A 22,501-nucleotide genomic window follows, 5' to 3' on the forward strand; every position below is an offset into this window, starting at 1 on the left:
CCTGACCAAACAAGCCTTCGATGCCATCGAGGAACATCTTCAGCGCAACGAACATCTACCCAAGTACCATGTGGTGATTCAACCGACAGCCGCGTGATACTGGTACGTTATTTTCCGGGAGTTGCCTTACGGAGATTCGGGAGTTCGTCGCCTTTGCCGAGTGGGTCGGCCAGCAGCTCATCAAGGCCGGTACGGTGTCCGAGCTGATGCAGCGGATTCGCGCCACCCTGGTCACCAAGGCCGCGGTGCAGTATCAGGGCGTGACGACCAGCGGCGGCCCGGTAAAGCTCCAGCCGGGCAAGGGAAAGGGTGGCGCGAATCCGGTGCCGGTCAAGGCGTCCGTGCAGGACGTGATCGATCAGATTCGCGCCCAGTTCGAGATCACGGACGAGGAGGCGCTCTCTATCAAAGAGGTGACGGAAGAGAAGATCGCCGACCCGGTGATCCGTACCACCGTTCAAACGCACCGCGACAATCGTCTTTACCTCGACGGACCCTATCGCGGTCAGATGAACGGCGAGATCCAGACGACCTACGACGCGCGCGGCCGTTACGACGAACTCGCGGACCCGAAATACACCGACACCGGCGGCATCTTCGACATCATGGCGGTGACCGTCATCCAAACCCACCTGGCTGAAGCCGCCTGACCCATGAGCAAAACCATCCAGGACATACCCGCCGCCGACCGACCGCGCGAGAAGCTCCTGCGCAAGGGCGCGGCCGCGCTGAGCGACCAGGAATTGCTCGCCGTGCTCCTCGGCAAGGGCACGCCGGGAATGGATGTCATGACGCTCGCCGCCAAGCTGGCGCGGCTCATCGACGAGAAAGGACTGAACGTGACCGCCGAAGAACTCTCGCGGTTCGCGGGGGTCGGCGATGCCAAGGCGACCTTGATCCTCGCCGCCATCGAATTCGCCCGCCGCCGCATCAAGCCCGAAGGCGCGAGGATCGTCACCCCCGCCGATCTGTTGCCCCACGTCCGCCACTACGCCGACCGTAAGCAGGAGCACTTCCTCTGCGCCAGCCTGAACGGCGCGAACGAGATCCTGAACATCCGCGTGGTGTCCATTGGACTGATCGATCGCAGCCCAGTGCATCCCCGCGAAGTCTTCGCCGACGCCCTGTCCGACCGCGCCTGTGCCGTCATCGTCGCCCACAATCACCCCAGCGGGGGTGTTGAACCGTCGCACAGCGACATCGGTATCACCGCCCAACTCAAAGCGGCAGGTGAAATCGTCGGCATCGAGTTGCTGGACCACATCATCTTCAACAGGACTGGGTATTTCAGTTTCCTGGAAAACGGAAAGCTGTAGGTCGAGGTTCTGCCGCGCCTCTCGGCAGGGATCCATCGCGTGCCCACCAGCGGGATCAACGCTCAAGTCTTGTTTTCGGCCACCTGGAGCAAACCGCGCAGCACCAGATCCGGGATTTCCTGGAACGGCCGATCAAGCGCCGACCGCAGCCGTTGCGCATCGCCACCCGTCAACAGCAGACGGGGAGTCGCGCCGGCCTGCTCGGTCAGACGATCCAATAAGCGCCCCGCGAGCGCGGCAAGTGCCTGAACACTCCCAGCAGCCACCGCGGCGCCGGTATCTTGTGCCCAGGGATCGCCGACCGGCTCAGACTCGATACGTGGAATCTGCGTGCCCGCCAGGAGACTGTTGCGCATCATCTCGATGCCCGGAAGGATCAGACCGCCCAGATGACGGCCATCGGCCAGCAGCAGGTCGAAGGTGGCCGCGGTTCCGGCATCGAGGATCAGCGTGGGCTGCCGTGGCGCTGTCCCGGCACCGTCGAGCGCCGACGCATGGGCCGCGATCAGCGTCAGCCAGCGATCGACCCCGAAACGCGCGGGCTCGGCATAGGCGATCCGCACCCCGCCGAAATCGGCGAGGATGCTGACGAACTCGGGATCCAGCCCCCAGTAAGCGCGCGTCACCCGTCGTAGCGATTCCGCCACCGCCGCGCCGCCGACATTGCTGACGAGGATGCGCGCGGGCGCCCCGAGCGCTTCCCAGTCGGCAAGCAGATCCAGCGGTATGCCGCCGCCATGGCGCAGAATCCGCACCTCTCCAAGCCGTCCTGCCTCCTGGGTGGCCCAGCGCAGATTCGTGTTTCCAATATCCAGTAACAACATCATTCAGAAAATTCCTTAAACCGCGTCTGGTTATGACAGGCGTTGTCGGTATAGTCGCCCAATCTTGCAGGAACCGACAAGCGTCGTTGCTGACGCGGTTTAGATGCGTAAACTCACCTCGCCGGCCTGAAACCGTTTCAGACCGTCAGCCGTTTCCAATTGCAGGGATCCATCGTTCGCGATTCCGGAATGGATGCCCTCAATGACCCGGCCGGTGCCAATCGGTGCCGATGCACCCGTGCCGAATGGAGTCGAAGCACCTGTGCTGAGCGGAATCGAAACATCGCCCAGCAGCAACCGGACCGGTTGGCCCAGAAAGGCATCGAAGTCGCGCCACTGGTCGAGAAAGGGTTCCAGCCCCTCGCGCCCGAAGGTCTCCAAGGCCGCCAGCAATGCCTCCAGCAGTCGCGCCACCAGTTCATTGCGGCTGAGTGAGCGCCCATCCAGCACCTGATGCAGATCCGTCCAGGGTTGATCGATGTCGCTTCCCTGCGCCGGATCCATGCGCAGATTGATGCCGACTCCAACCACCAGATGGCTCGGTCCCTGCGACTCGCCCGCCACTTCCAGCAGCAGACCCGCGAGCTTGCGGCCATGCCAGAGTAAATCGTTCGGCCACTTCAGGGCCAGATCCCTGGCCCCGACGGTCCGCAGAACCTCCGCCACCACGGCGCCAGCGGCCAGACTCGCCCCGCCGAGCGCCGAGGGGGCCAGGGACGTGCGCCACAGCAGGGAGAGATAAAGATTGACGCCAAACGGCGAGACCCAGACGCGGCCCCGCCGTCCGCGACCGGCGCTCTGGCGCTCGGCCAGACAGGCGGTGCCGGATGGCGCGCCAGCGGCCGCCTCGCGCATCAAAAACGCATTGGTGGAATCGATCTGGTCATGGATCTCCAGACGTGCCAGTCCGGCGCGTCCCGCCAGGGACAGGAACGCCAGGATACGCTCGGCATCCAGGAGTTCGAGGGATGCGGGCAGACGGTAGCCGCGTCCGCGCACGGACTCCAGCGCAAGCCCGTAGTGTTCGGCGGACTTGCGCAAGGCTTTCCAAACCGCGACGCGACTGATTCCCAAATGCCGGGCAATCGCCTCGCCGGAATGAAACCGACCGTCGGCGAGCAGGCGGATGAGCGCGAGATGACGTTCCATGGCAGGCTCACGCAAGGCTGGCAAGCCAGGCGGCGCGGGCTTGCGCGACCCTGTCGGATACGGGATCCAACAGCATCAGCTCGCAAGTATCGGCGCTGGCGGGCTGAGGGTCGGCGGTCAGGATCATCAATTCGTCGCGCCGGAACAGATGCAGCGGGACGCCGCCGGGCTGTCCAGCGGCGCGCGCGACCAGTCGCTCCAGGTTATCGGCGGTCACGCGCAGGCCGTCGACCGCGATCAGCAGGTCGCCCGGCGCCAGACCGGCGCGCTCGCCCGCGCCGCCCGAGATGACGTGCTGAATCGCCGCCTCGGAGCCGTTCGGGCGCAGACGCACGTCGAGCGTCGGGGCGGAGTCGATGGGATCGAAGCGTTCGACGCAGCCGCCGGTATCCTTCGGCCCCCGACTCGGACGCAGACGCATCCCGACCCCGACGGTCGCGAGCAGCACTTCCAGGTCGATGTCCTCGGTGGAGTCCAGCGCCTGGGCGAAAAATCCATCCAGGTCGAGGCTGGAGACGGCGCCGGCGAGTGTCTCCACGCCACGCTCCGGCACGCCGATGCCGGTGCGCCCGTGGCGACGCCAGAGTTCGCGCATGACCTCGTCGAGCGAATGGATGCCGCCGGTCCCGTGACGGATGGTCAGATCCAGGGCCAGCGCGACCAGCGCACCCTTGGCGTAATAGCTGACCAGCGCATTGGGTGCGTTTTCGTCCGGCTTGTAGAACTTGGTCCAGGCATCGAAGCTGGCTTCCGCCAGGGTCTGGACCCGACGCCCCGGACTGCGCATGACGCGGGTGATGGTCGCGGCCAGCAGGCCGAGATAGGTCTTGTGGTCGATGCAGCCGCCCCGCGCTAGCGCCAGCTCGTCGTAATACGAGGTGATGCCCTCGAAGGCCCAGAGCTGACGGGTGTAAACCTCGCGATCCAGAGCGCCGTCGACGAACGCCCGGGGTCGGATGCGCTTGACCTGCCAGAGGTGAAAATATTCATGGCTACAGAGTCCGAGCAGACGCTGATAGCCCTCGGACGGCTGGTCTTCGCCTTGCCGAGGCAGGTCGTCGCGCGGGCAGAGCAGGCTGGTGGAAAAGCGATGCTCCAGGCCGCCATAGCCATCGCCGACCACGGTCAACAGAAACAGATAGCGATCGATCGGCAGTTCGCCGAAGAGCGCCGACTGCTGGGCGCAGATCCGTGTCAGATCCCGAAGCAGGCGCGACTCGTCGAACTGGCCGCGGCCGCTGATCGCGATCCGGTGCGTTACCTCCCCGACTGTGAAGGACAGCAGCCGGAAGCGGCCCATCTCGACTGGATGATCGATCAGATCGGCGTAATCGTCGGCCCGATAGACGCCGAAGCCCGGCGGGGTGGCATCCAGCGGGCAAAGGCTGGTGGCGACCCGCCAGTTCTGACCGTTGGCGTCATCCGGCGGCGACAGTTCGACCCGGCAGGGACGGTCTTCCAGACCATGGACGCGCAGCAGCAGACCCGCCCCATTGAAATAGGCGTGGGTGGTATCCAGATGCGCCGCGCGGACCGAAAGCTCCCAGGCAAAGACCTGATACGAGACCGTCACGGCGCTCGCCACGTCCTCACAGAACCAGGTTTGTTTGTCCAGCTTCTCCAGCGCCAGCGGCTGACCGTCCGCGGTCCTAGCGGTAACATCGATGAGGTTGCGCGCGAAGTCACGGATCAGGTAGCTGCCTGGAATCCAGGCCGGCATGGAGAGCGTCAGCCGTCCGTCCGGCGGACGCACGATGACAATCTCGACGCGAAAGAGATGGGCTCGCGGAGCATCCGGCCGAATGCGGTAGGTCAGATCGAAGGACCGGGGCTGAGAATCGGACATGGCGGACATCCGGCTTGAGGAACGAGCCGATACGGTAACAAAAAAATGCCGTCGGATGCGCGGACGCATCCGACGGCATTCTCCGGGGCGCGGCGCCCCGGGGCTTGAGTCGGCTTACCAGCGCGGCCCGCGTGACGGACGTTCCCCACGCGGTTTGGCTTGGTTCACCTTCAGGTTGCGGCCTTTCAGCGGGGTCTCGTTCAGACCCTTGATCGCCGCATCGGCCTCGGCGTTATTCGGCATCTCGACAAAGCCGAATCCCTTGGAGTCGCCGGTAAATTTATCGGTGATCAAGTTCACGCTGGAGATTTCGCCATACGCACCAAAGGCGTCACGCAGTTCCTCTTGGGTCACGCCGTAAGCTAGGTTGCCAACATAGATATTCATTATTCAGGTTCCATTGGAGAGGGCATTGAAGAGAAAGAGAGAACGGTCGAAAAATCAATGCGCAACTGATTCGACAGTCTATGCCTCCAACCGCTGGAGACGAAGTTTGCGAGGATTGAGTTCAGACGAGACGTTGTCTCGCACGAACCTCCTCGAACCAGACAATAGTTGAAAAACCTAGCATGCAATATCCGTACATCTACGCTAGCGTGAGGGCTTGGCCTGGGAAGCCGCATGGGGGCGAGCACGACGTCCCGGCTTCGGTCCCTGCCCTGCCCGTGGATTCGCGTGCGGACGCACCGGACGATTCTGTCGGCGGGCCGCGCCATTGGCATCGGATGCGCCGCGACGCGCACCCGGCCCCGGTTCTGGATCGCAGGGAGGTGGCGTCAACGATGGCTCGAAGCCCACGACCGGATTCAGCGTAATCTGACGCCCCAGCAGACGCTGGATGCCTTTGAGCAAACCCATCTCGTCATGGCTCACCAGCGAGAGCGCCTGACCGCCGGCACCCGCCCGACCCGTGCGGCCGATCCGGTGCACATAGTCCTCGGCAACGTTGGGCAGCTCGAAATTCACCACTTGCGGCAAATGCGCGATATCCAGTCCGCGCGCGGCAATATCGGTCGCCACCAGTGCACGCACGGCACCGCGCTTGAACTCATCCAGTGCGCGGGTTCGCGCGGATTGACTTTTATTGCCATGAATAGCGGTCGCGGCAATCCCTTCCCGACCCAGATGCTCCGCGAGCCGATTCGCGCCGGCCTTGGTGCGGGTAAACACGAGCACCTGATTCCAGCCTTCGCGATGAAAGAGATGCGCCAGCAGATCGCGCTTGCGCGACTTATCGACCGGGTGCGCGGCCTGAATCACGGTCTCGGCGGCCGTATTGCGGCGCGCGACTTCGATCAATTTGGGACGCGTGAGCAGGTTATCTGAAAAACGCCGCATGTCGTCGGAATAGGTCGCGGAAAAGAGCAGGTTTTGACGCCGTTCCGGAAGCAGATTGATGATGCGCTTCACGTCATGAATGAAACCCATGTCGAGCATGCGGTCGGCTTCATCGAGCACCAGAATTTCGATTCGGGATAAATCCAGCGTGCGCTGACCGGCATGATCGAGTAAGCGGCCGGGCGTGGCGACTAAGATATCCACTCCACGATGTAATTGATTGACTTGCGGCTGCATGCCAACACCGCCGAAAATCACGGTTGAACGCAGGGACAAGTGAATTCCGTAGGCATGCACGCGTTCGCCTATTTGAGCGGCCAGCTCACGGGTCGGCGTCAGGATCAACGCGCGCGGCTGGCGCTGCGGATGTCCTTTTTCGGCGAGCAATTGCAAAAGCGGCAAAACGAATGCGGCGGTCTTTCCGGTTCCGGTTTGAGCGCCGGCGAGCAAATCATGGCCCGCCAGAATCACGGGGATGGCTTGCGCCTGAATTGGCGTGGGACGGCCATAACGCTGCGATGCGACAGCACGCAGCAAATCGGCCCGAAGACCGAGTGAATCGAATGACATGAAAACTCCTGAAACCAGCCTAACCCATTCATTATCATGGGGCCGGTCTAGGCGAAAAAGAGGGGCGTTCGAGGTGATGCCTGAAGGAAAGATTAAGGATTCAGCCGCGAGACGACGCATCGACCGGATGATGCGAAGGCGTCAGTGTAAGCGGTCGCTGGATCAAAAGCTAGTCGCGTAATCGACATTTGTTCTCTTTAAAGCATCCGCAACGCTCAAGCAGTCAGGAGGCATGGCGAAAACGCAATGACGGATGAGCACTTAAGCAATGCAGATTGTCCGCTCACCCTTCGGCAAGCCTGGAGCGAACGGAGAATCCTTCATGCGACAGCATTGCGTTACGGATACCCCGCAGCATCCACTAGAAGTAGTGAAAAATGATGAAGCGGAGCGTTCGAACACAAAAATAACTTTAGCTTTCAATAGCCTGAAGCGAATTTGCCTTAAATGCCTCACGATCCGTCTTGGACCCTGGGTCGTAGCCTTGCTCCTGCATTTTCTGCTTCATCCACCCAGGCAAAACACCGCGCACATAAATATTATCGGCATTATCCGGATCGACATAACGGGTATACTGACGATCGCTGACGAGCTTCCGCGCCATACCCCGTCTGCGTTTTGGCGCCACTAACGGCAGAATTTCTTCGAATCGATAGCCGTTATTCTCGATAATATCCCTGATCTTCTGAATCACATCATCCTTGCCCTCCTGGCGACGAACTTCCAGGATACGATTCAGCTCTGCCTGCTTGGTCTCGGCTTCCTCAAGCTGGCGCCTGATCTCATCGACGCTAAGGTCAGCGTACTCCACGTGCGATACCTCCACTCTTTACGATAAACCATGTTTCAACGGTACGCTGGCAGAAATGACTGCGCGTATTTCTAATTTATGCAATTCTTAATAAATGTCAAGAAGCCTATTCCAATATTTCGAAGCCAGAGGATCTTCGCGCCGGTTTGAAAACCGTTTAATGGGCCAGGATTCCAGTTTCTCTGCTTTGTCAAATCGACGAGCTGACTCTAATCGAGGCTCCGTTGCGTGAGGAACATCGCATCTCCATAGCTAAAGAAGCGATAGCGCTCGGTCACCGCATGACGATAGGCGTTCATCATCGGCTCATAACCCGCAAACGCAGCGACCAGCATTAATAAGGTTGACTCGGGCAGATGAAAATTCGTCAACAGGGCATCGACAACCCGAAAGCGGTAACCGGGGCGAATGAATAACCTGCTGTCGCCCCGATAGGGCTTGAGGTGGCCGCTGGCGGCGGCCGTCTCCAGACTTCGCACGCTCGTTGTCCCCACCGCCACGATCCGCCCACCGAGTTGGCGCGCCAACTCGACCCGCTCGCATAGCGTCTCATCCACTTCCAGCCATTCGGCATGCATTTCATGACGGTCCAGATCGTCCACTCGAACCGGCTGAAAGGTTCCCGCGCCAACGTGAAGCGTGACTTCGGCCCTGCCGATGCCGAGTTCGCTCAATTTTTGAAGCATGGCGGCATCGAAATGCAATCCCGCGGTCGGAGCCGCAACCGCACCTTCGCGACTGGCATACAGCGTCTGATACCGTGCCTCGTCGGCGACATCGTCCGGACGCTGAATGTAGGGCGGCAAGGGAAGATGGCCCTCTCTGGACATGATCTCGGCAAAGGTCGCATCGCGCGCGCGCAGCCGGAAGAGATCGCCTTCGCGCAGCACGACCATCAGACAGGCCCCGCCGGTCAATTCGATCGATGAACCGGGTTGTGGAGACTTGCTCGCGCGGACATGAGCCAGCGCTTCGTCAGGCTCCAGCAAGCGCTCGATCAGGATCTCCACCTGCCCGCCGGTGGCCTTGCGCCCGAACAGCCGGGCACGCATGACACGAGTGTTATTGAAGACGAGCAGGTCGTTTTTCCGCAGCAGCCGCGGCAGATCGGCAAACATCCGGTCACATGGCTCGCCCCTCGCCCCCTCCAGGGTCAACAGCCGTGCTCCGCCACGCTCGGGGGGTGGCCTCTGGGCAATCAGCTCGGGTGGGAGGTCGTAGCGAAAATCGGAACGGCGCATCGAATTAAACCGCGCCCGGCATGGCATTCATGAATTGATGCATCTCGAAATCGCTGATGACTCTGGAGGTGGACCGCGGCGACGCTTGAGGACTCGGACGCGTGGCGAACCGATGCACAAGAATGACAGGAGCCCTGCCGAACGCCGTTTGGTTGGAGGGTTTCGCCTGACCGGACATTCGGCTTCGCCGCTGATTTCGGACTATCATGGCTGGCCTGCCGCACGCCCCGATTGAGGTTCGTTCCCTATGATAAAACTCGGCATTGACCGCCTACTGGAGATTCCTGATCTGCGTAAACCCCTCTGGGGCCAACGCGTTGCATTCCTGGGCCATCCCGCCTCGGTGACCGGGTCTGGCACGCACAGCCTGGACGCACTCATGGCCTTGGGCGAATTGAAGATCGTGGCGGCTTTTGGCCCACAACACGGCATGCGCGGCGACAAGCAGGACAACATGGTCGAAACCCCGGATACGTTCGACCGGCGCCATGGCATTCCCGTCTACAGTCTCTACGGCGATGTACGGTATCCGACCGCGGACATGCTCGACAGTTTCGACGTGCTCCTAGTCGATCTCCAGGACATCGGTACCCGCATCTATACCTATGTGACGACCCTGGGCTATCTTATCGCGGCCTGCGCCGCGGCGGGCAAGAGTCTTTGGGTACTCGATCGCCCCAACCCGGCCGGGCGCCCGATCGAGGGCAGTCTCCTGGATCCGGGCTGGGAAAGCTTCGTTGGCGCGGGGCCGCTGATCATGCGCCATGGCTTGACCTTCGGCGAATTGGCCAAATGGTTCGTCGCCGCGCGCGGTCACACGCTCGATCTTCATCTGGTCGCGATGGAGGATTATCGCCCCGCCGAGGCCCCCGGTTTTGGCTGGCCAGTCACGGAACTATCCTGGATCAACCCCAGCCCCAACGCCTCCAGCCTGAACATGGCCCGCTGTTTTCCGGGCACCGTCCTCCTGGAAGGCACCACGCTTTCCGAAGGCCGCGGCACCACCACAGCGTTGGAACTCGCTGGCGCGCCCGACCTGGATTTCGAGCGGATTCTCCAGCGGATGCGGAGCGCATGGCCAGCCTGGACCGAAGGCGCCTTGATCCGCCCCTGCTGGTTCGAGCCAACCTTCCACAAGCATGCGGGCCGGCTTTGCTCGGGGCTCCAGATCCATACCGACAACGCCGGCTATCGACACGAGCAATTCCGCCCCTATCGACTGATCGCGCTGCTGCTCAAGTGTCTGCGCCTGGAGTATCCGGACTATCCGCTCTGGCGCGACTTTCACTATGAATACGAAACCGAGCGGCTGGCCATCGATCTGCTCGCCGGCGGTACCTTTCTGCGCGAGTGGGTCGATGACCCGGAAGGCGGGCCGGGCGACCTGGAGCGACGGCTGCTCGCCGACGAGGAACGCTGGGCCGCAACCAGCGCGCCGCTCAGGATCTACGCGGGGTAACTCGCCCGTCAATCGCGGCTTTTCCAAGACCGAAGCTCAGGGTCACCCGCAGACCGGGTTGATTGTCAGACAGATCGATGGTCGCGTGATGGAGCTGCGCCACGGCATGCACCAGACTCAGCCCCAGTCCGTTGCCCGGTGTCGAACGGCTCCCGTCGCCGCGAAAAAAACGGCGGAAGACCAACTCGCGTAGCCGACTCGGAATGCCTGGGCCATTGTCGGCCACGACGACCCGAGCGCGCAGACCGTCGGAGCCAACCGAAAGGGTGATATCGCCACGGGAGTGCGTATATTTGATGGCGTTATCCACCAGATTCGTGAGCGCCTGAAACAACAGGTCACGGTCGCCAACGATCCATGCCGGCCCGAACGCCCGGTACTCCAGACGTTGTTCCCGCTCGCTGGCAACCGGCTCGTAGAGTTCCGCCACGTCACCGACCAGCTCGGTCAGATTGAGCGGCGCGAAGGCGGCGCGGCGGCTGCCGGATTCGATGCGGGCGATCCGCAGCAGGGCGTTGAAGGTAGCGAGCATCTCGTCGGTATCGGCGAGAGCCTCTTCCCCGAGCGTGCGCGCGGCCCCCGCGTCCGGCAATTCCGCGCCCAGGATTTCGAGCTTATTACGCATGCGGGTGAGTGGCGTGCGCAGATCATGGGCGATATTGTCCGAGACCTGCCGGACTCCAGTCATGAGCGTCTCGATACGCTCCAACATCCGGTTAAGACTGATCGCCAACTGATCGAAATCGTCCCCGCTGCCGTTCAAGCGAATCCGCCGCGAGAGGTCGCCCTCCATGATCTCCCAACTGGTCTGATTGATCGCTTCCAGCCGCCGCACCAGGCTGGCGCTCATCAGCCAGCTCCCCAGCAACGCCATGGCGGCGGTGATGGCGAGACCCCAGGACAGCGCATTGATGATGAGCGCGCGGGTGGCCTCCAGATCCCGGACATCGCGCCCGACGAGCAGACGCAACCCGCCGCGCAGCAGAAAGACCTGGGCGCGTGCCTCGTGCTCCTCGGTTTGGTCGGGACCGCGCTCGCGCAGACGAAAACGCATCCAGCCCTCGGCATCCGGAAGTTCGGAAGGCCATCGGTCCAGATTACCCAGGATGCGCTCCAGTTTGTCGTCTACCAGCAGATAGACGCTGGAACCCTTCGGATCGAGCGCCACCTGTTTGGCAATCAGCGTGGTGAGACCGTTCAAACCACGCTGGTGGTACTGTTCGGCGAGACCACGGATCTCGGCGTCAATGGTGGCCGTCGCCTGGCGATCCATATAACCCGCCGTCGACCAGTAGATAAACCCGAGCAGGATCGACACCGAGACCCCAAGCAGGAAGACATAGAGCAGGGCCAGCCGGAAGGTCGAGCTGCGGAGGGGGGGAGCGCGTCTGCACAGTTCGGCCCAGGCTCCGGAACCCAGCCCGGCCCACTTCATGGCACGCCAAGCAGGTAGCCCGCGCCACGCACGGTCTGCAACAGTGAAGGGTCGAAGTCCCTGTCGATCTTGCCGCGCAGACGGCTGATATGGACATCGATGATGTTAGTCTGAGGGTCGAAGCGATAATCCCAGACCTGTTCCAGCAACATGGTACGAGTAACCACCTGCCCGGCGTGGCGCATCAGATATTCGAGCAGTCGGAATTCGCGAGGCTGGAGTTGAATTGGCGTTCCCGCCCGGATGACCTCGCGCTTGAGCAGATCCATCTCCAAGTCGGCGACGCGCAGACGGGTCTCGGGGGCGTCGGCGGCCCCACGACGCAGGAGCGCCTCAAGACGGGCGTGGAGTTCGGAGAAGGCGAAGGGCTTAATCAGATAATCGTCGCCGCCAGCCTGCAACCCCTGGACCCGATCGTCCACCTCGCCGAGCGCGCTCAGAAATAACACCGGAGTACGATTGCCCGCGGCGCGCAGGGTGCGGACGATACCGAGCCCATCCAGGCCCGGCAGCATCCGATCGACGATGAGGATGTCATAGTCGAGGCTTGCGGCGGTCAGCAGACCTTCGCGACCATCCACCAGATGATCGACCGCGAAACCGACTTCCACCAGCGCTTTGCGCAAATAGTCCGCCAGCTTACGGTCATCTTCGATCAATAGAATGCGCATCTGCGCTTACAGTCCCTCCTATTTCACTCCGCCAATGGCACGGCCACAAAGAGCGCTCGACCGTTCCGTTCGACCCGCATAACCACAATTGGGCTCGACCTGGGCCACAAAGACACCCTCACGATCATGGCCGAGCCCCTGTTGAAGACGTCATTCAGGGATGAATGGAACCATATGGATCCCTAATTGAGGTTGGCCGGCATTATTGTCAACCGTTCCGCGAGACGGCTGACTTCAGACAGTATTGGGTGGCCACCCTTGTCGGAGGGTTAACGCATCCTTACTGATTTGTCAGAAACCTTTCCGTGTTGCAGCCCACCGCGACGCAGAGTACCTTGATAGCGCCTCGCGACCACTCAAACCTGCTGCAACGGAAACCAAAACATGAAACGAAGCACCTCTGGATTGCCCCTTGCCTGCATCATGCTCTGTGCAACCGCGACCCTCGCACCCACCGCCTTTGCCGAAACGGAGATGATCCCGGTCACGGGTTCCCTGGTCACCAGCGAACTCACGGGGACCGTGACGGTTGTCGACCTGGAGCGGCGCATGCTCACCATCCGAACGCCGGAAGGGCCGTTCGAGGTCATCCATGTCCCGGATCAGGTCACGCGCCTCGATCAGGTCAAGATCGGGAACAAACTGACCATCAGCCAAACGGAAGCCGTCGTGGTCGATCTTCAGAAAGGCCCGGCTGCCGGATCCGTGAGCGTCACCAAGGAGACCGTCACCGAACGCGATCCAGGCCGCAAGCCTGGCGGCACGATCATCGACACCATGACCCGATCTGGCCGGGTCGAGGCGGTCGACAAGGTCAATTCCAAGGTCACCGTGCGCGGACCCACACAGACACAAACGTTCACCGTGCGCGATCCCGCGCTGCTCAAGGAGGTCGCGGTCGGCGACGGCGTGGTCTTGACCTACATGCGCGTCATCCGTGGCGAAGTAAAATTCAAGTAAGGAGCGGCTCGACAAAGCGCTCATCGATCCGCAAGATCCAGGCGCGGGAGTGCAAAGCTCCCCCGCTTTTTCGTTCACCTCGCTTCACGTAAAGGCTCAGGCCACTGAACACATCTTTCACGTTTGATCGGCAATCCTCACGTTGGACACCGACGCTGCTAATCCTAACCATGATCCTCGCGGGCTGTCAGTCACGTCAAAGTAAACTCCAAGTCCCGCAATGCCCGCTAGCCCCAGGGATGACCACGGAACAACTGGCATCCTGCGGTTGCTTTTCGATCAGTAACCCGGGCAACTATTCGAACTCGCTGACCCAGGGCGATTCTCGCCCACAGGGCCAGAGCGTCATCATCCAGAATTATCTCTGTCCACGCGGCTCCGCCGGGCTTGCCAAGGTGGTCGTGGTCAACGGCATCGCCAATGATGTTTTTGAATAATGAGCCGCAGCGCACGCTTTTATCGGCCATTAGTCAGTAGACTTTCTCCAACGACGCTTCCTGACAACCAAGATCAGATCCGGATTCTTATCGTAAATAACTGAATAAATTGATAATAATGCGTTTATGAGATGCGTCATGAATTGTCGGCAATCTGAGCGTTAAAGAATGATGAAAAAAACAGTATCGGCGCACAAGATAAACGAGCCAAATAGATACAAGAAGCCATCATGAATACGCACACATCGAACGCAGTCACCCACATTGACCCGATCAGCCGTCAATATAGTCAGTTGACCACCCATTTCGATCGCAAGCACGAGCTCGTGTGGTGCTATTTTAATCCAGCGCCCCGCGCATGCTTCAACCAGACACTCCTCCAGAACATCAACGATTCGTTCAATCATCTGCGCAATGTCGCTGACTCTCAGGGTGTCAAATACCATGTCATCGCATCCCAGATAGCAGGCATCTTCAATCTCGGCGGAGACCTGGATCTGTTCCGCAGCCTGGCGATGCGTGGTGATCGCAAGGGTCTCATGGATTATGGCAAGGCATGTATCGATGTGCTCTATGCCAATCTCTCGCACTTCGACCGGGACGTGACAACGATTTCATTGGTGCAAGGCGAAGCCTTGGGGGGCGGCTTCGAAGCCGCGCTGTCGAGCGAGATCATCATCGCGGAAAAGAGCGCCCGCATGGGTTTCCCGGAGGTACTGTTCAACCTGTTCCCGGGCATGGGCGCTTATCATCTGCTGGCTCGCAAGCTGCATCCGAAGCAGGCCGAACGGATGATTCTCAGCGGCAAACTTTACACAGCGCAAGAGCTTTACGACATGGGATTGGTGGACATCCTGGTCGAGGATGGCGAAGGCGAGGAGGCTGTCTACGGGTATATCAAGCGCGAAAACCACGCCCGCAATGGCTTCCGCGCACTCCGCAAGGCACGCGACGACATCAATCCAATCACCTACGAAAATCTGCTGCACGTGGTCGAGATCTGGGTCGATGCGGTCTTGAAGATCGAGCGGCGCGATCTGAAAATGATGGAGCGACTGGTCTCGCGTCAGAATCACCAAGGGGTCGAGGCCGCCTGAGCCGAACCTCGCCAACGCTTGACTTGGCGAGCCCAACCTCAATCATCCATTCGCAACAGCGTGTCCAAACATTTTTCGCTGACAGCATGCGGCAACCGAGTACGCGCTCACTCGAAAGTACGTTGGTGACCATCGCGTTGAAAGTCGGTCAGTAAGGTTGCGGTGTCCGCATAGGCGTGTTGCATCGCGGCAAGTATTTCGGCCGCCCGGGGGGTCTCAAGCTCAAAGGGTTTTAAGGCTCTGAGCGTTGCGCACAGCGCAACGAGTTCCGTGGCGCCAAGTTCCGAAGCACTGCCACGCAAGGCATGAATAGCCTCGCGAAGCATCGGATAGTCCCGATCCTGAAGCGCAACGGCCATCTTCTGTAGCGATCGCCGACTATCGCGTAGAAAACCCGCGACCAGTTCTTCAAAGAAGCGGGAATCTCCACCCAGATTCTGCAGTATGTGGAGTTTCGCAACGTCCACCAGGCCGCCGGTCTCTGGATGCGAGTCCCCGACGACTTGCTTTGCCGGTGCAATCTCCGCAGTCGCGCGTCCAGCTTGCCTGCAAAGCTGTGCAATCGTCGTCAACAGCCTGTAAGTCTCCACCGGCTTGGTCAGATAGGCGTCAACCCCGGCGTCCCTAGAGGTGGTCAGGGCTTCTGGCGTTGCATCAGCGCTGAGGATGATGCAGGGTATGGCATTGCGCGGGACCATGAAACGGTAAGCGCGAAACACGTCCAGACCACTCCGCCCGGGCATGTTCTTGTCCAGTATCATGAGATCGAAGCGCCGGTCGGGGGATTCCAGCATGTCCAGCGCCGTCTCGCCGTCGGCCACGACCGTGACCCGATGACCCGCTCGCTCAAGGATGCCTTGCAGGACCATGCGGTTGGTCTCATTGTCCTCGGCAATGAGTATGCTTAACCCCTGAGCCGGGGTTGCCGACAACTGACTGTAGTATTCGGCCAGAGAGACGACGTTGTCAGGCGCGTCCCAGGCGCTGCGAGCGACGTGAATGGCATTGAACAGCAGAGTCTTGTCCAGCGGCGCGCTCAGCACAGCAGAGAAACCCGCATCACGCAAAGCCTGTGCAGAACCATGCGCCGGAGATGCGTCCAGCAGCACGAGACCTGTCTCCTGGAGCGTAGCCTCCGCCCGAACGCCCACGGCGAATTGCTCGGGCAGCAGATCGATATCGCCAGCCACCGCGAGCACCCCGCTGTAGTGACGGCCCTGAGTCGCCTCACTCAGTAATTCCGCAAAGGCGCTGGCACAGGTGGGCACGCTCTGGGATTCGACCCGCCAGCCATCGAAGATCGGGCGTAACTTGGCATAAGCGTTCTTGCCACCGACCACCAGCAAACGGGTGTTCGCGAGACTCTCCGCCGGATCGGCGGTCGTCTCCCGCGCGGTGGACAAAGGCAGCTCAACCCAAAACTGGGTGCCGCGTCCGACCTCACTCTTCAACCCGATCTGACCGCCCAGCAGATGAGTCAGCTCACGGGCGATCGCGGTGCCAAGACCGGTGCCGCCGAAGCGACGGGTGATGGAACTGTCAGCCTGCCGAAAACTCTCGAAGATGCGCTCTTGTTCGGCAAGGGGTATGCCAATGCCAGTGTCATTAATCTCGAAACGCACCCGGACCCAGCCTTGGTCGACACCGACCAGCTTCAGCTGCAGATTCACTTCTCCCTGCTCCGTGAACTTCACCGCATTGCTCAGGAGATTCATCAGAATCTGCCGCAGGTGCAGCGAATCCCCACGGAGTTGGAAAGGAACCCGCGGATCGATCAACAGGATCAGTCGCAGTCCCTTTCGCCGCGCCTGGGGCTTGAACATCTGCAGGGTGTCCGCGGTCAACTGGTGCAGATCGAAATCGAGTTCCTCGACGCTGATCCGCCCCGCTTCAATCTTTGAAAAATCAAGGATGTTTTCGATGATACCGAGCAGCGTGCCGGCCGAGGTTTGAATGGTCCTCGCAAGACCCTGCTGGCGTGCGTCGAGACCCGAGTCCATGAGCAGGTCGCTCATGCCGATGACGCCGTTGAGCGGCGTGCGCAGTTCGTGGCTCATCTTGGCGAGAAATCGACTCTTGGCATCATTGGCCTCCTTGAGACGCTCCATCGTGTCATTGAGCTTGTTGAGCAAGCCCGCGACATAGCCCGGTATCACCAAAAGGACGATCAGCAGACTGATGCTGATGGTGCCGTGCTGTGCCCAAAAATCGGACACGACGATGACACACACGAAACCGGCCACACCAATCGCTGTAGCGATCACCAGGTACTTGACGCCATAGCGAAACCCATTGCCAACGATGACCCAGAGGTACACGGCAAGCAATGGGGTACCGCCTTCCCCGGTGAAGAGCATCGCTGCGGAGGTCGCCAGCATATCGGTCACAATGCCTAGAACGCGGCGCACGGGAGAAATACGAGGATTCGCCACTACTGCCGCGAAAAGCAGAATCGAAGCCGCGGTAAAAAGGCCAACGACCCAGGCGACGGCAAGTGACCATGTGGCGGATGCCCCGGAAAAGTCCAAGGTTAGCAGGTAGATGCAGATCAGACCGCCCAGAACCAGACGGATCGTCGCCTGCTGATGCTCACTGTCGGGGCGCTGGCGCATCCGCTCGATCAATAAGCGAACCGCCTGCTTCAAAAGCAAGAAGCGGGCTGACGCATCCATGCTCAGCAACGCTGAGAAGCAAGCGAATCGACGACTTCAGTGTCTTGGAGGAACCGTGAGAGATGCGCGCACTGTACGTCTTTCAGATCTTCGTCGACGCGGCGCATGTCCTCGATCCGATGGACAAAGGTTTCAACACATTGTGGATCGAAATGGGTGCCGGATAGGTCGCACAGATAGTTGACCGACGCCTCCACCGACCAGGATGGCTTATAGGGACGCTTCGAGACCAGTGCGTCGAAGACATCGGCGACCGCGACGATCCGAGCCTCGATCGGGATCGACTCGCCCCGCTGCCCTTGAGGGTAGCCCGTACCATCGAACTTCTCGTGATGCGACAGGGCGATCGTCGCACCGAGCTGCAGGAAGTGTGACGGACTCTCCTTGAGAATTTCATAGCCGATGCATGGATGCTGACGAATGACCGCGAACTCGGTATCCGTGAGTCGGGCTGGCTTCAGCAGGATGCTGTCGGGGATCCCAACCTTGCCGATGTCATGCATCGGTGCGGCAATCTCGATGTCGTCGCAGCGCGCCTGCGGCAGACCCATGGTCTCGGCCATGATGCGGCAGTAGCGAGCAATTCTCAGGACATGGTTACCCGTCCCCTCGTCCCGATACTCGCCAGCCTTGGCAAGCCGCAGCAGGGTCTCGCGTTCCCGCGCCAGAATCTCTTGCGTCGCGAGCGCCACCTGAATTTCCAACGAGCGCGCACGATCCTGAATAACTTTTTGTTGACGCCTTAAAATCAGCAGGTTGCGGCAACGCGCCCGACACTCGTACTGGTCGATCGGACGATTCAGGAAGTCAGTGGCTCCGGCGTCGAAGGCCTCGTAGCGAATACGCTGGTCCTCGACGACAGTGACGACCACCAGAGGAACGTCCGCGCAGGCAGGTATCTTGCGGACATGCCGCGTAAAAACCACGCCGTCCATGCCGGGCATCATATAGTCCGTCAGTATCAGGTCCGGGGTCTGGGCATGGATGCGCTGCAAGGCCGAGACGGGATCGTCGAAGACGGCAATGTCGACGGCCAAACCGATGCTGCGGATCACCTGCTCTAGAATTCTGCGTCCCGCGCTCTGGTCGTCGACGATGATGACCTGGGAGGTCTCTCCAGGGAGTGTTGAGACAATCACGAGGGATTCGTCCTCTCTGATTCACACCTTCTGAAAAAAGCCACAAGCACACATGATATCGAACCGGAAATGCAAATCGCAGCAAGACGGTAACCGTGAAACTCTCGCCGGAGGCGCTCCATGTCTCCCTCTCCCGCTGGAAGAGGGCTGGGCGAGGGAATGCGCGTGGCGCGCCGCGCGTGTCATTTCCCGGGATTGCGGCTCGCCATGGACGCTAGGATGACACGTTGCGACTGATCGGTACAACTCCGCCTTGCCCGGGGTTAACCGGCTCGCTCAATACAGGGGATCCCGGAGTCTGGCGATCGCCGACGGGTCGCTTGCGCACGGTCTGGGCATTCATCTCCAGCAATACCCGATAGAGCGCCGACGAATCCAGCTCGCCCAGCCCCTGTTCGACCAGCGCGTTCAGCGATTGCGCGAGCAGGTCGACGGACGGCAGGTTCAGGCCCAGTTCCTGGGCGGTCTCGGTGACGATGCGCAGATCCTTTCGGTGCAGCCGCGCCTTGAATCCGGGGCTGAAATCCCCGTCGATCATCCGCTGGCCGTGGACCTCCAGAACCCGACTGTTGGCGAACCCCCCCAGCAGCGCCGTGCGCACCTTCGCCGGATCCACCCCGGCGGATTGGGCCAGCAACAGCGCCTCCGCCACCCCCGCGATGGTCGCGCCGACCAGGATCTGATTGCAGGCCTTGCAGATCTGTCCGGCTCCGCTGTCGCCGAGATGCACGATGTTCCCGCCCATGACATCCAGCAGGGGCCGCACCCGCTCAAAGACCGTCGTCGGACCGCCCACCATGATGGACAGGGTGCCGTTGACCGCCCCAGCCTCGCCACCCGAGACTGGGGCGTCCAGCATGTCGACGCCCCGCTCGTGCAACCGTTCGGCGATCACACGGGTGACCGAGGGCGAAATGGTGCTCATGTCCACCACCGCCGCGCCAGCGCGCGCGCCTTCGATGACGCCGTTCTCGCCCAGGATCACCGCCTCGACATCCGGGGTATCCGCCACCATGGTAAAGATGACATCCGCCCGACGGGCGACCTCCGCCGGACTCGCGCAGATCCGCGCGCCCGCCTCCGCCAACGGGCGCATGGACTCCGCCCGGCGCGCATACACCGCCAGATCGAAGCCCGCGCGTCGCAGGTTCAGGGCCATTGGGCACCCCATGATCCCAAGCCCGATAAAGCCGATGCTGTTCGTCATGCGCTTTCTGCCTCCTGTCGATCCAGCAACTCCAGCCAATGCACCACGGGGGTCCGGGTTCCCGCCTCCAGATGGAGCTGACAGCCGATATTGGCGGTCGCGATCACCTCGGGTGTCTCGGACTCCAGCGCGGCGATCTTGTTGCGCCGCAACTGTTCCGACAAGTCCGGCTGGGTGATGGAATAGGTGCCGGCGGACCCGCAGCACAGATGCCCGTCCGGAACGCTGGTTAGAGTAAACCCGAGCCGCGTCAGAATCGGCTCGACCACCTGCTTGATCTGCTGACCGTGTTGCAGGGTACAGGGCGAATGGAAGGCGACCCGACGCCCCTGCCCCGGCGCGCCCAGGACCGACAGATCCTCCTGGCTCAGAATCTCGGCGGGATCGCGCGCCAGCGCGGCGACACGAGCGGCTTTCGCGGCATAGTCCGGGTCATGGGCGAGCGCCTCGCCATACTCCTTGACCATGGCGCCGCAACCGCTGGCGGCGATCAGAATCGCCTCGCAGCCGGCCGCGATCTCGGGCCACCAGGCGTCGATGTTCCGGCGCATGGCGGCCAGTCCCGCTTCGCGCGCGCTGAGATGATAGGCCGCCGCGCCGCAGCAACCCGCCTCGGGCGCCACCCGCAGGTCGATCCCGAGACGCGACAGAATCCGCGCGGCGGCGGCATTGGTCAGCGGCGTGGACACCGACTGCACGCAGCCGGCAAGCGCCAGCATGCGCCGGCGGCCAGCCGGTGTGGGCCAGTCGCCGGGCGGACGCGGCGTCGTGACCTTGGCCTTGAGCGTCGCGGGCAGCAGCGGCGCAACCAGACGCGCGAGCCGCATCAACGGACCGAACCGCGCCGGATAGGGGACGATGCCAATCAGCGCCTGACGCAACAGTCGCTCGGCGAACGGACGCTGGACCCGCTCCTCGACCAGATGCCGGCCGATCTCCGCCAGTCGCGCATAACGCACCCCCGAGGGACAGGTGGTCTCGCAGGCGCGACAGGTCAGACAACGGTCGAGATGTTGCTGGGTCACGCGGGTCGGCGTCTGACCTTCCAGCACCAGCTTGATCTGATAAATGCGTCCGCGCGGGCCGTCCAGTTCGTCGCCCAGCAATTGATAGGTCGGACAGGTCGCGGTGCAGAATCCGCAGTGTACGCAACTGCGCAGGATGGCGTCGGCCTCGCGCCCCTCCGGGGTGCGCAGGAATTCGGGCAGGATCTCGGTTTGCATGGCCGATTCTCACAGCCCCGCGTACAGCCGTCCGGGGTTCAGAATGCCCCCCGGATCGAAGGACTGTTTGAGTTGACGATGCAGCCGCATCAGTCCAGCGGGCAGCGGGTGAAAGACCTCGCCGGTCCGATCCCCGCCCCGAAACAGGGTGGCGTGTCCGCCGACCGCCGCGACGCGCTCGCGGATGGTTGCGCCGTCCGCCGCGTCGCCGCGCAGCCAGCGTTGCGACCCGCCCCATTCGATCATCTGCCGGCCAGGCAATGCCAGGTCTGGCGTTGCCGGCGGGAGCGAAAGCCGCCACAGCGGTTGATCTCCCGCAAAAAAGGGATGACCGTGCTCGCGTACCCGGTCGCGCCAGAAGGCGTCGGCCAAGGCGTCATCCACCCGTTCGCCGGCGAGGCGATTCGTCGCCTCGTCGACGCCCTGAGCGGTGCCGGACAGACGCACCCACAACCGTTCGCCATCGAAGCAGGTCGCCGTGATCGGCAGCGGTTTTAAGGCCCAGGCAGTCATCCGGGCCAGGGCCTCCGTCAGCGAACAGTCTTGGACGGCAGTCCGAGTGACGGGCGGCGCCGGCATGACCTTGAGACTGACATCCAGCAGGATACCGAGCGTCCCCAACGCGCCGACCATCAACCGCGAGACATCGTAACCGGCGACGTTTTTCATTACCTCGCCGCCGAAGCGCAGCACCTCGCCGCGTCCGGTCAACACCCGCGCGCCCAGAACCAGATCCCGCGCCGCGCCCCCGCTAGGCCGCGCCGGGCCGGACAGACCGCAGGCAACGGTGCCGCCCAGGGTGGCGTCGCGACCGTCGGTCGCGAAGTGCGGTGGCTCGAAAGGCAGCATCTGTCCGTGCTCGGCCAGCGCGGCCTCGATCTCGACGAGCGTCGTCCCGCCGCGCGCCGTGATGACCAGTTCCTGGGGTTGATAATTCAGGATGCCGGAATGACCGGACAGCGCCAGCGGTTCTCCCGCGCCGACGCGACCGAAAAATGACTTGGTGCCATGGCCAACCAGCGCCAGCGGCGTCCCGGCCGCCAGCGCGGCACGCACGCGGTCCTGCAATTCAGTCTTCAGATCATGATTCACCGAGTGTCCTCAAG

20 protein-coding genes are annotated in these 22,501 nt (G+C 61.7%); 6 read left to right on the plus strand and 14 right to left on the minus strand.

Features of this window, described 5'->3' with window-relative positions:
* Window positions 1–194 precede the first annotated feature (194 nt).
* Together CCR95_RS02445 and radC are read left to right on the plus strand one after the other, a co-directional pair.
* Entirely contained in the window at window positions 195–650 is a 456-nt protein-coding gene (locus CCR95_RS02445; protein WP_201091538.1) for a hypothetical protein, read from the plus strand.
* Between the two features lie 3 nt (window positions 651–653).
* Entirely contained in the window at window positions 654–1,316 is a 663-nt protein-coding gene (radC, locus tag CCR95_RS02450; protein WP_201091540.1) for a RadC family protein, read from the plus strand.
* Between the two features lie 62 nt (window positions 1,317–1,378).
* On the opposite strand, the gene CCR95_RS02455 is transcribed toward radC, so the two are convergent.
* The 7 genes from CCR95_RS02455 to queA all read right to left on the minus strand — a co-directional run bounded on the left by CCR95_RS02455 (window position 1,379) and on the right by queA (window position 9,095).
* A complete protein-coding gene (locus CCR95_RS02455) occupies window positions 1,379–2,143 on the minus strand; it encodes a type III pantothenate kinase (protein ID WP_201091542.1) in 765 nt (254 codons plus the stop codon).
* Between the two features lie 96 nt (window positions 2,144–2,239).
* A complete protein-coding gene (locus CCR95_RS02460) occupies window positions 2,240–3,289 on the minus strand; it encodes a biotin--[acetyl-CoA-carboxylase] ligase (protein WP_201091543.1) in 1,050 nt (349 codons plus the stop codon).
* A gap of 7 nt (window positions 3,290–3,296) precedes the next feature.
* On the minus strand, window positions 3,297–5,135 hold the full coding sequence (locus CCR95_RS02465; RefSeq protein ID WP_201091544.1) for a M61 family metallopeptidase: 1,839 nt from the start codon (window positions 5,133–5,135) through the stop codon (window positions 3,297–3,299).
* Between the two features lie 114 nt (window positions 5,136–5,249).
* Window positions 5,250–5,522 (minus strand): RNA recognition motif domain-containing protein, encoded by a 273-nt coding sequence (locus CCR95_RS02470; RefSeq protein WP_014777231.1) that lies wholly within the window; start codon window positions 5,520–5,522, stop codon window positions 5,250–5,252.
* A 204-nt stretch (window positions 5,523–5,726) separates the two neighbouring features.
* Entirely contained in the window at window positions 5,727–7,043 is a 1,317-nt protein-coding gene (locus CCR95_RS02475) for a DEAD/DEAH box helicase (RefSeq protein WP_201091546.1), read from the minus strand.
* A 412-nt stretch (window positions 7,044–7,455) separates the two neighbouring features.
* A complete protein-coding gene (locus tag CCR95_RS02480; RefSeq protein WP_201091548.1) occupies window positions 7,456–7,854 on the minus strand; it encodes an H-NS family nucleoid-associated regulatory protein in 399 nt (132 codons plus the stop codon).
* Between the two features lie 209 nt (window positions 7,855–8,063).
* Entirely contained in the window at window positions 8,064–9,095 is a 1,032-nt protein-coding gene (gene queA / locus CCR95_RS02485; RefSeq protein WP_201091549.1) for a tRNA preQ1(34) S-adenosylmethionine ribosyltransferase-isomerase QueA, read from the minus strand.
* 247 nt (window positions 9,096–9,342) lie between these two features.
* On the opposite strand from queA, the gene CCR95_RS02490 reads away from it, so the two are divergent.
* Window positions 9,343–10,554 (plus strand): exo-beta-N-acetylmuramidase NamZ family protein, encoded by a 1,212-nt coding sequence (locus CCR95_RS02490; RefSeq protein WP_201091550.1) that lies wholly within the window; start codon window positions 9,343–9,345, stop codon window positions 10,552–10,554.
* On the opposite strand, the gene CCR95_RS02495 is transcribed toward CCR95_RS02490, so the two are convergent.
* Window positions 10,535–11,989 carry a sensor histidine kinase gene (locus tag CCR95_RS02495; RefSeq protein ID WP_201091551.1) on the minus strand — a complete coding sequence of 485 codons (1,455 nt, stop codon included), beginning with the start codon at window positions 11,987–11,989 and terminating at the stop codon, window positions 10,535–10,537. The genes CCR95_RS02490 and CCR95_RS02495 overlap by 20 nt on opposite strands.
* Window positions 11,986–12,660 (minus strand): winged helix-turn-helix domain-containing protein, encoded by a 675-nt coding sequence (locus CCR95_RS02500; RefSeq protein WP_201091552.1) that lies wholly within the window; start codon window positions 12,658–12,660, stop codon window positions 11,986–11,988. Before CCR95_RS02500 ends, CCR95_RS02495 begins: the two co-directional genes overlap by 4 nt.
* Before the next feature lie 384 nt (window positions 12,661–13,044).
* On the opposite strand from CCR95_RS02500, the gene CCR95_RS02505 reads away from it, so the two are divergent.
* From CCR95_RS02505 to CCR95_RS02515, 3 genes are all read left to right on the plus strand, one after another.
* On the plus strand, window positions 13,045–13,620 hold the full coding sequence (locus CCR95_RS02505; RefSeq protein ID WP_201091553.1) for a copper-binding protein: 576 nt from the start codon (window positions 13,045–13,047) through the stop codon (window positions 13,618–13,620).
* A 239-nt stretch (window positions 13,621–13,859) separates the two neighbouring features.
* On the plus strand, window positions 13,860–14,057 hold the full coding sequence (locus CCR95_RS02510) for a hypothetical protein (RefSeq protein WP_201091558.1): 198 nt from the start codon (window positions 13,860–13,862) through the stop codon (window positions 14,055–14,057).
* 230 nt (window positions 14,058–14,287) lie between these two features.
* A complete protein-coding gene (locus CCR95_RS02515; protein ID WP_201091560.1) occupies window positions 14,288–15,154 on the plus strand; it encodes a crotonase/enoyl-CoA hydratase family protein in 867 nt (288 codons plus the stop codon).
* Window positions 15,155–15,261: 107 nt separating this feature from the next.
* Here CCR95_RS02515 and CCR95_RS02520 read toward each other — a convergent pair whose 3' ends face one another.
* The 5 genes from CCR95_RS02520 to glcE form a co-directional block, all read right to left on the minus strand.
* Complete coding sequence (locus CCR95_RS02520) at window positions 15,262–17,826, minus strand: ATP-binding protein (RefSeq protein WP_201091561.1); 2,565 nt, start codon at window positions 17,824–17,826, stop codon at window positions 15,262–15,264.
* Between the two features lie 2 nt (window positions 17,827–17,828).
* Window positions 17,829–18,965 carry an HD domain-containing phosphohydrolase gene (locus tag CCR95_RS26045; RefSeq protein ID WP_201091562.1) on the minus strand — a complete coding sequence of 379 codons (1,137 nt, stop codon included), beginning with the start codon at window positions 18,963–18,965 and terminating at the stop codon, window positions 17,829–17,831.
* Window positions 18,966–19,179: 214 nt separating this feature from the next.
* Complete coding sequence (locus CCR95_RS02530; RefSeq protein WP_201091566.1) at window positions 19,180–20,172, minus strand: 2-hydroxy-3-oxopropionate reductase; 993 nt, start codon at window positions 20,170–20,172, stop codon at window positions 19,180–19,182.
* Window positions 20,169–21,395, minus strand: a complete 1,227-nt coding sequence (glcF, locus tag CCR95_RS02535; RefSeq protein WP_201091569.1) for a glycolate oxidase subunit GlcF — start codon at window positions 21,393–21,395, stop codon at window positions 20,169–20,171. Before glcF ends, CCR95_RS02530 begins: the two co-directional genes overlap by 4 nt.
* 9 nt (window positions 21,396–21,404) lie before the next feature.
* On the minus strand, window positions 21,405–22,487 hold the full coding sequence (glcE, locus tag CCR95_RS02540; protein WP_201091571.1) for a glycolate oxidase subunit GlcE: 1,083 nt from the start codon (window positions 22,485–22,487) through the stop codon (window positions 21,405–21,407).
* Window positions 22,488–22,501: the final 14 nt, after the last annotated feature.

This window comes from Thiocystis minor (assembly GCF_016653465.1).
In the GTDB taxonomy this organism is placed as follows: domain Bacteria; phylum Pseudomonadota; class Gammaproteobacteria; order Chromatiales; family Chromatiaceae; genus Chromatium; species Chromatium minus.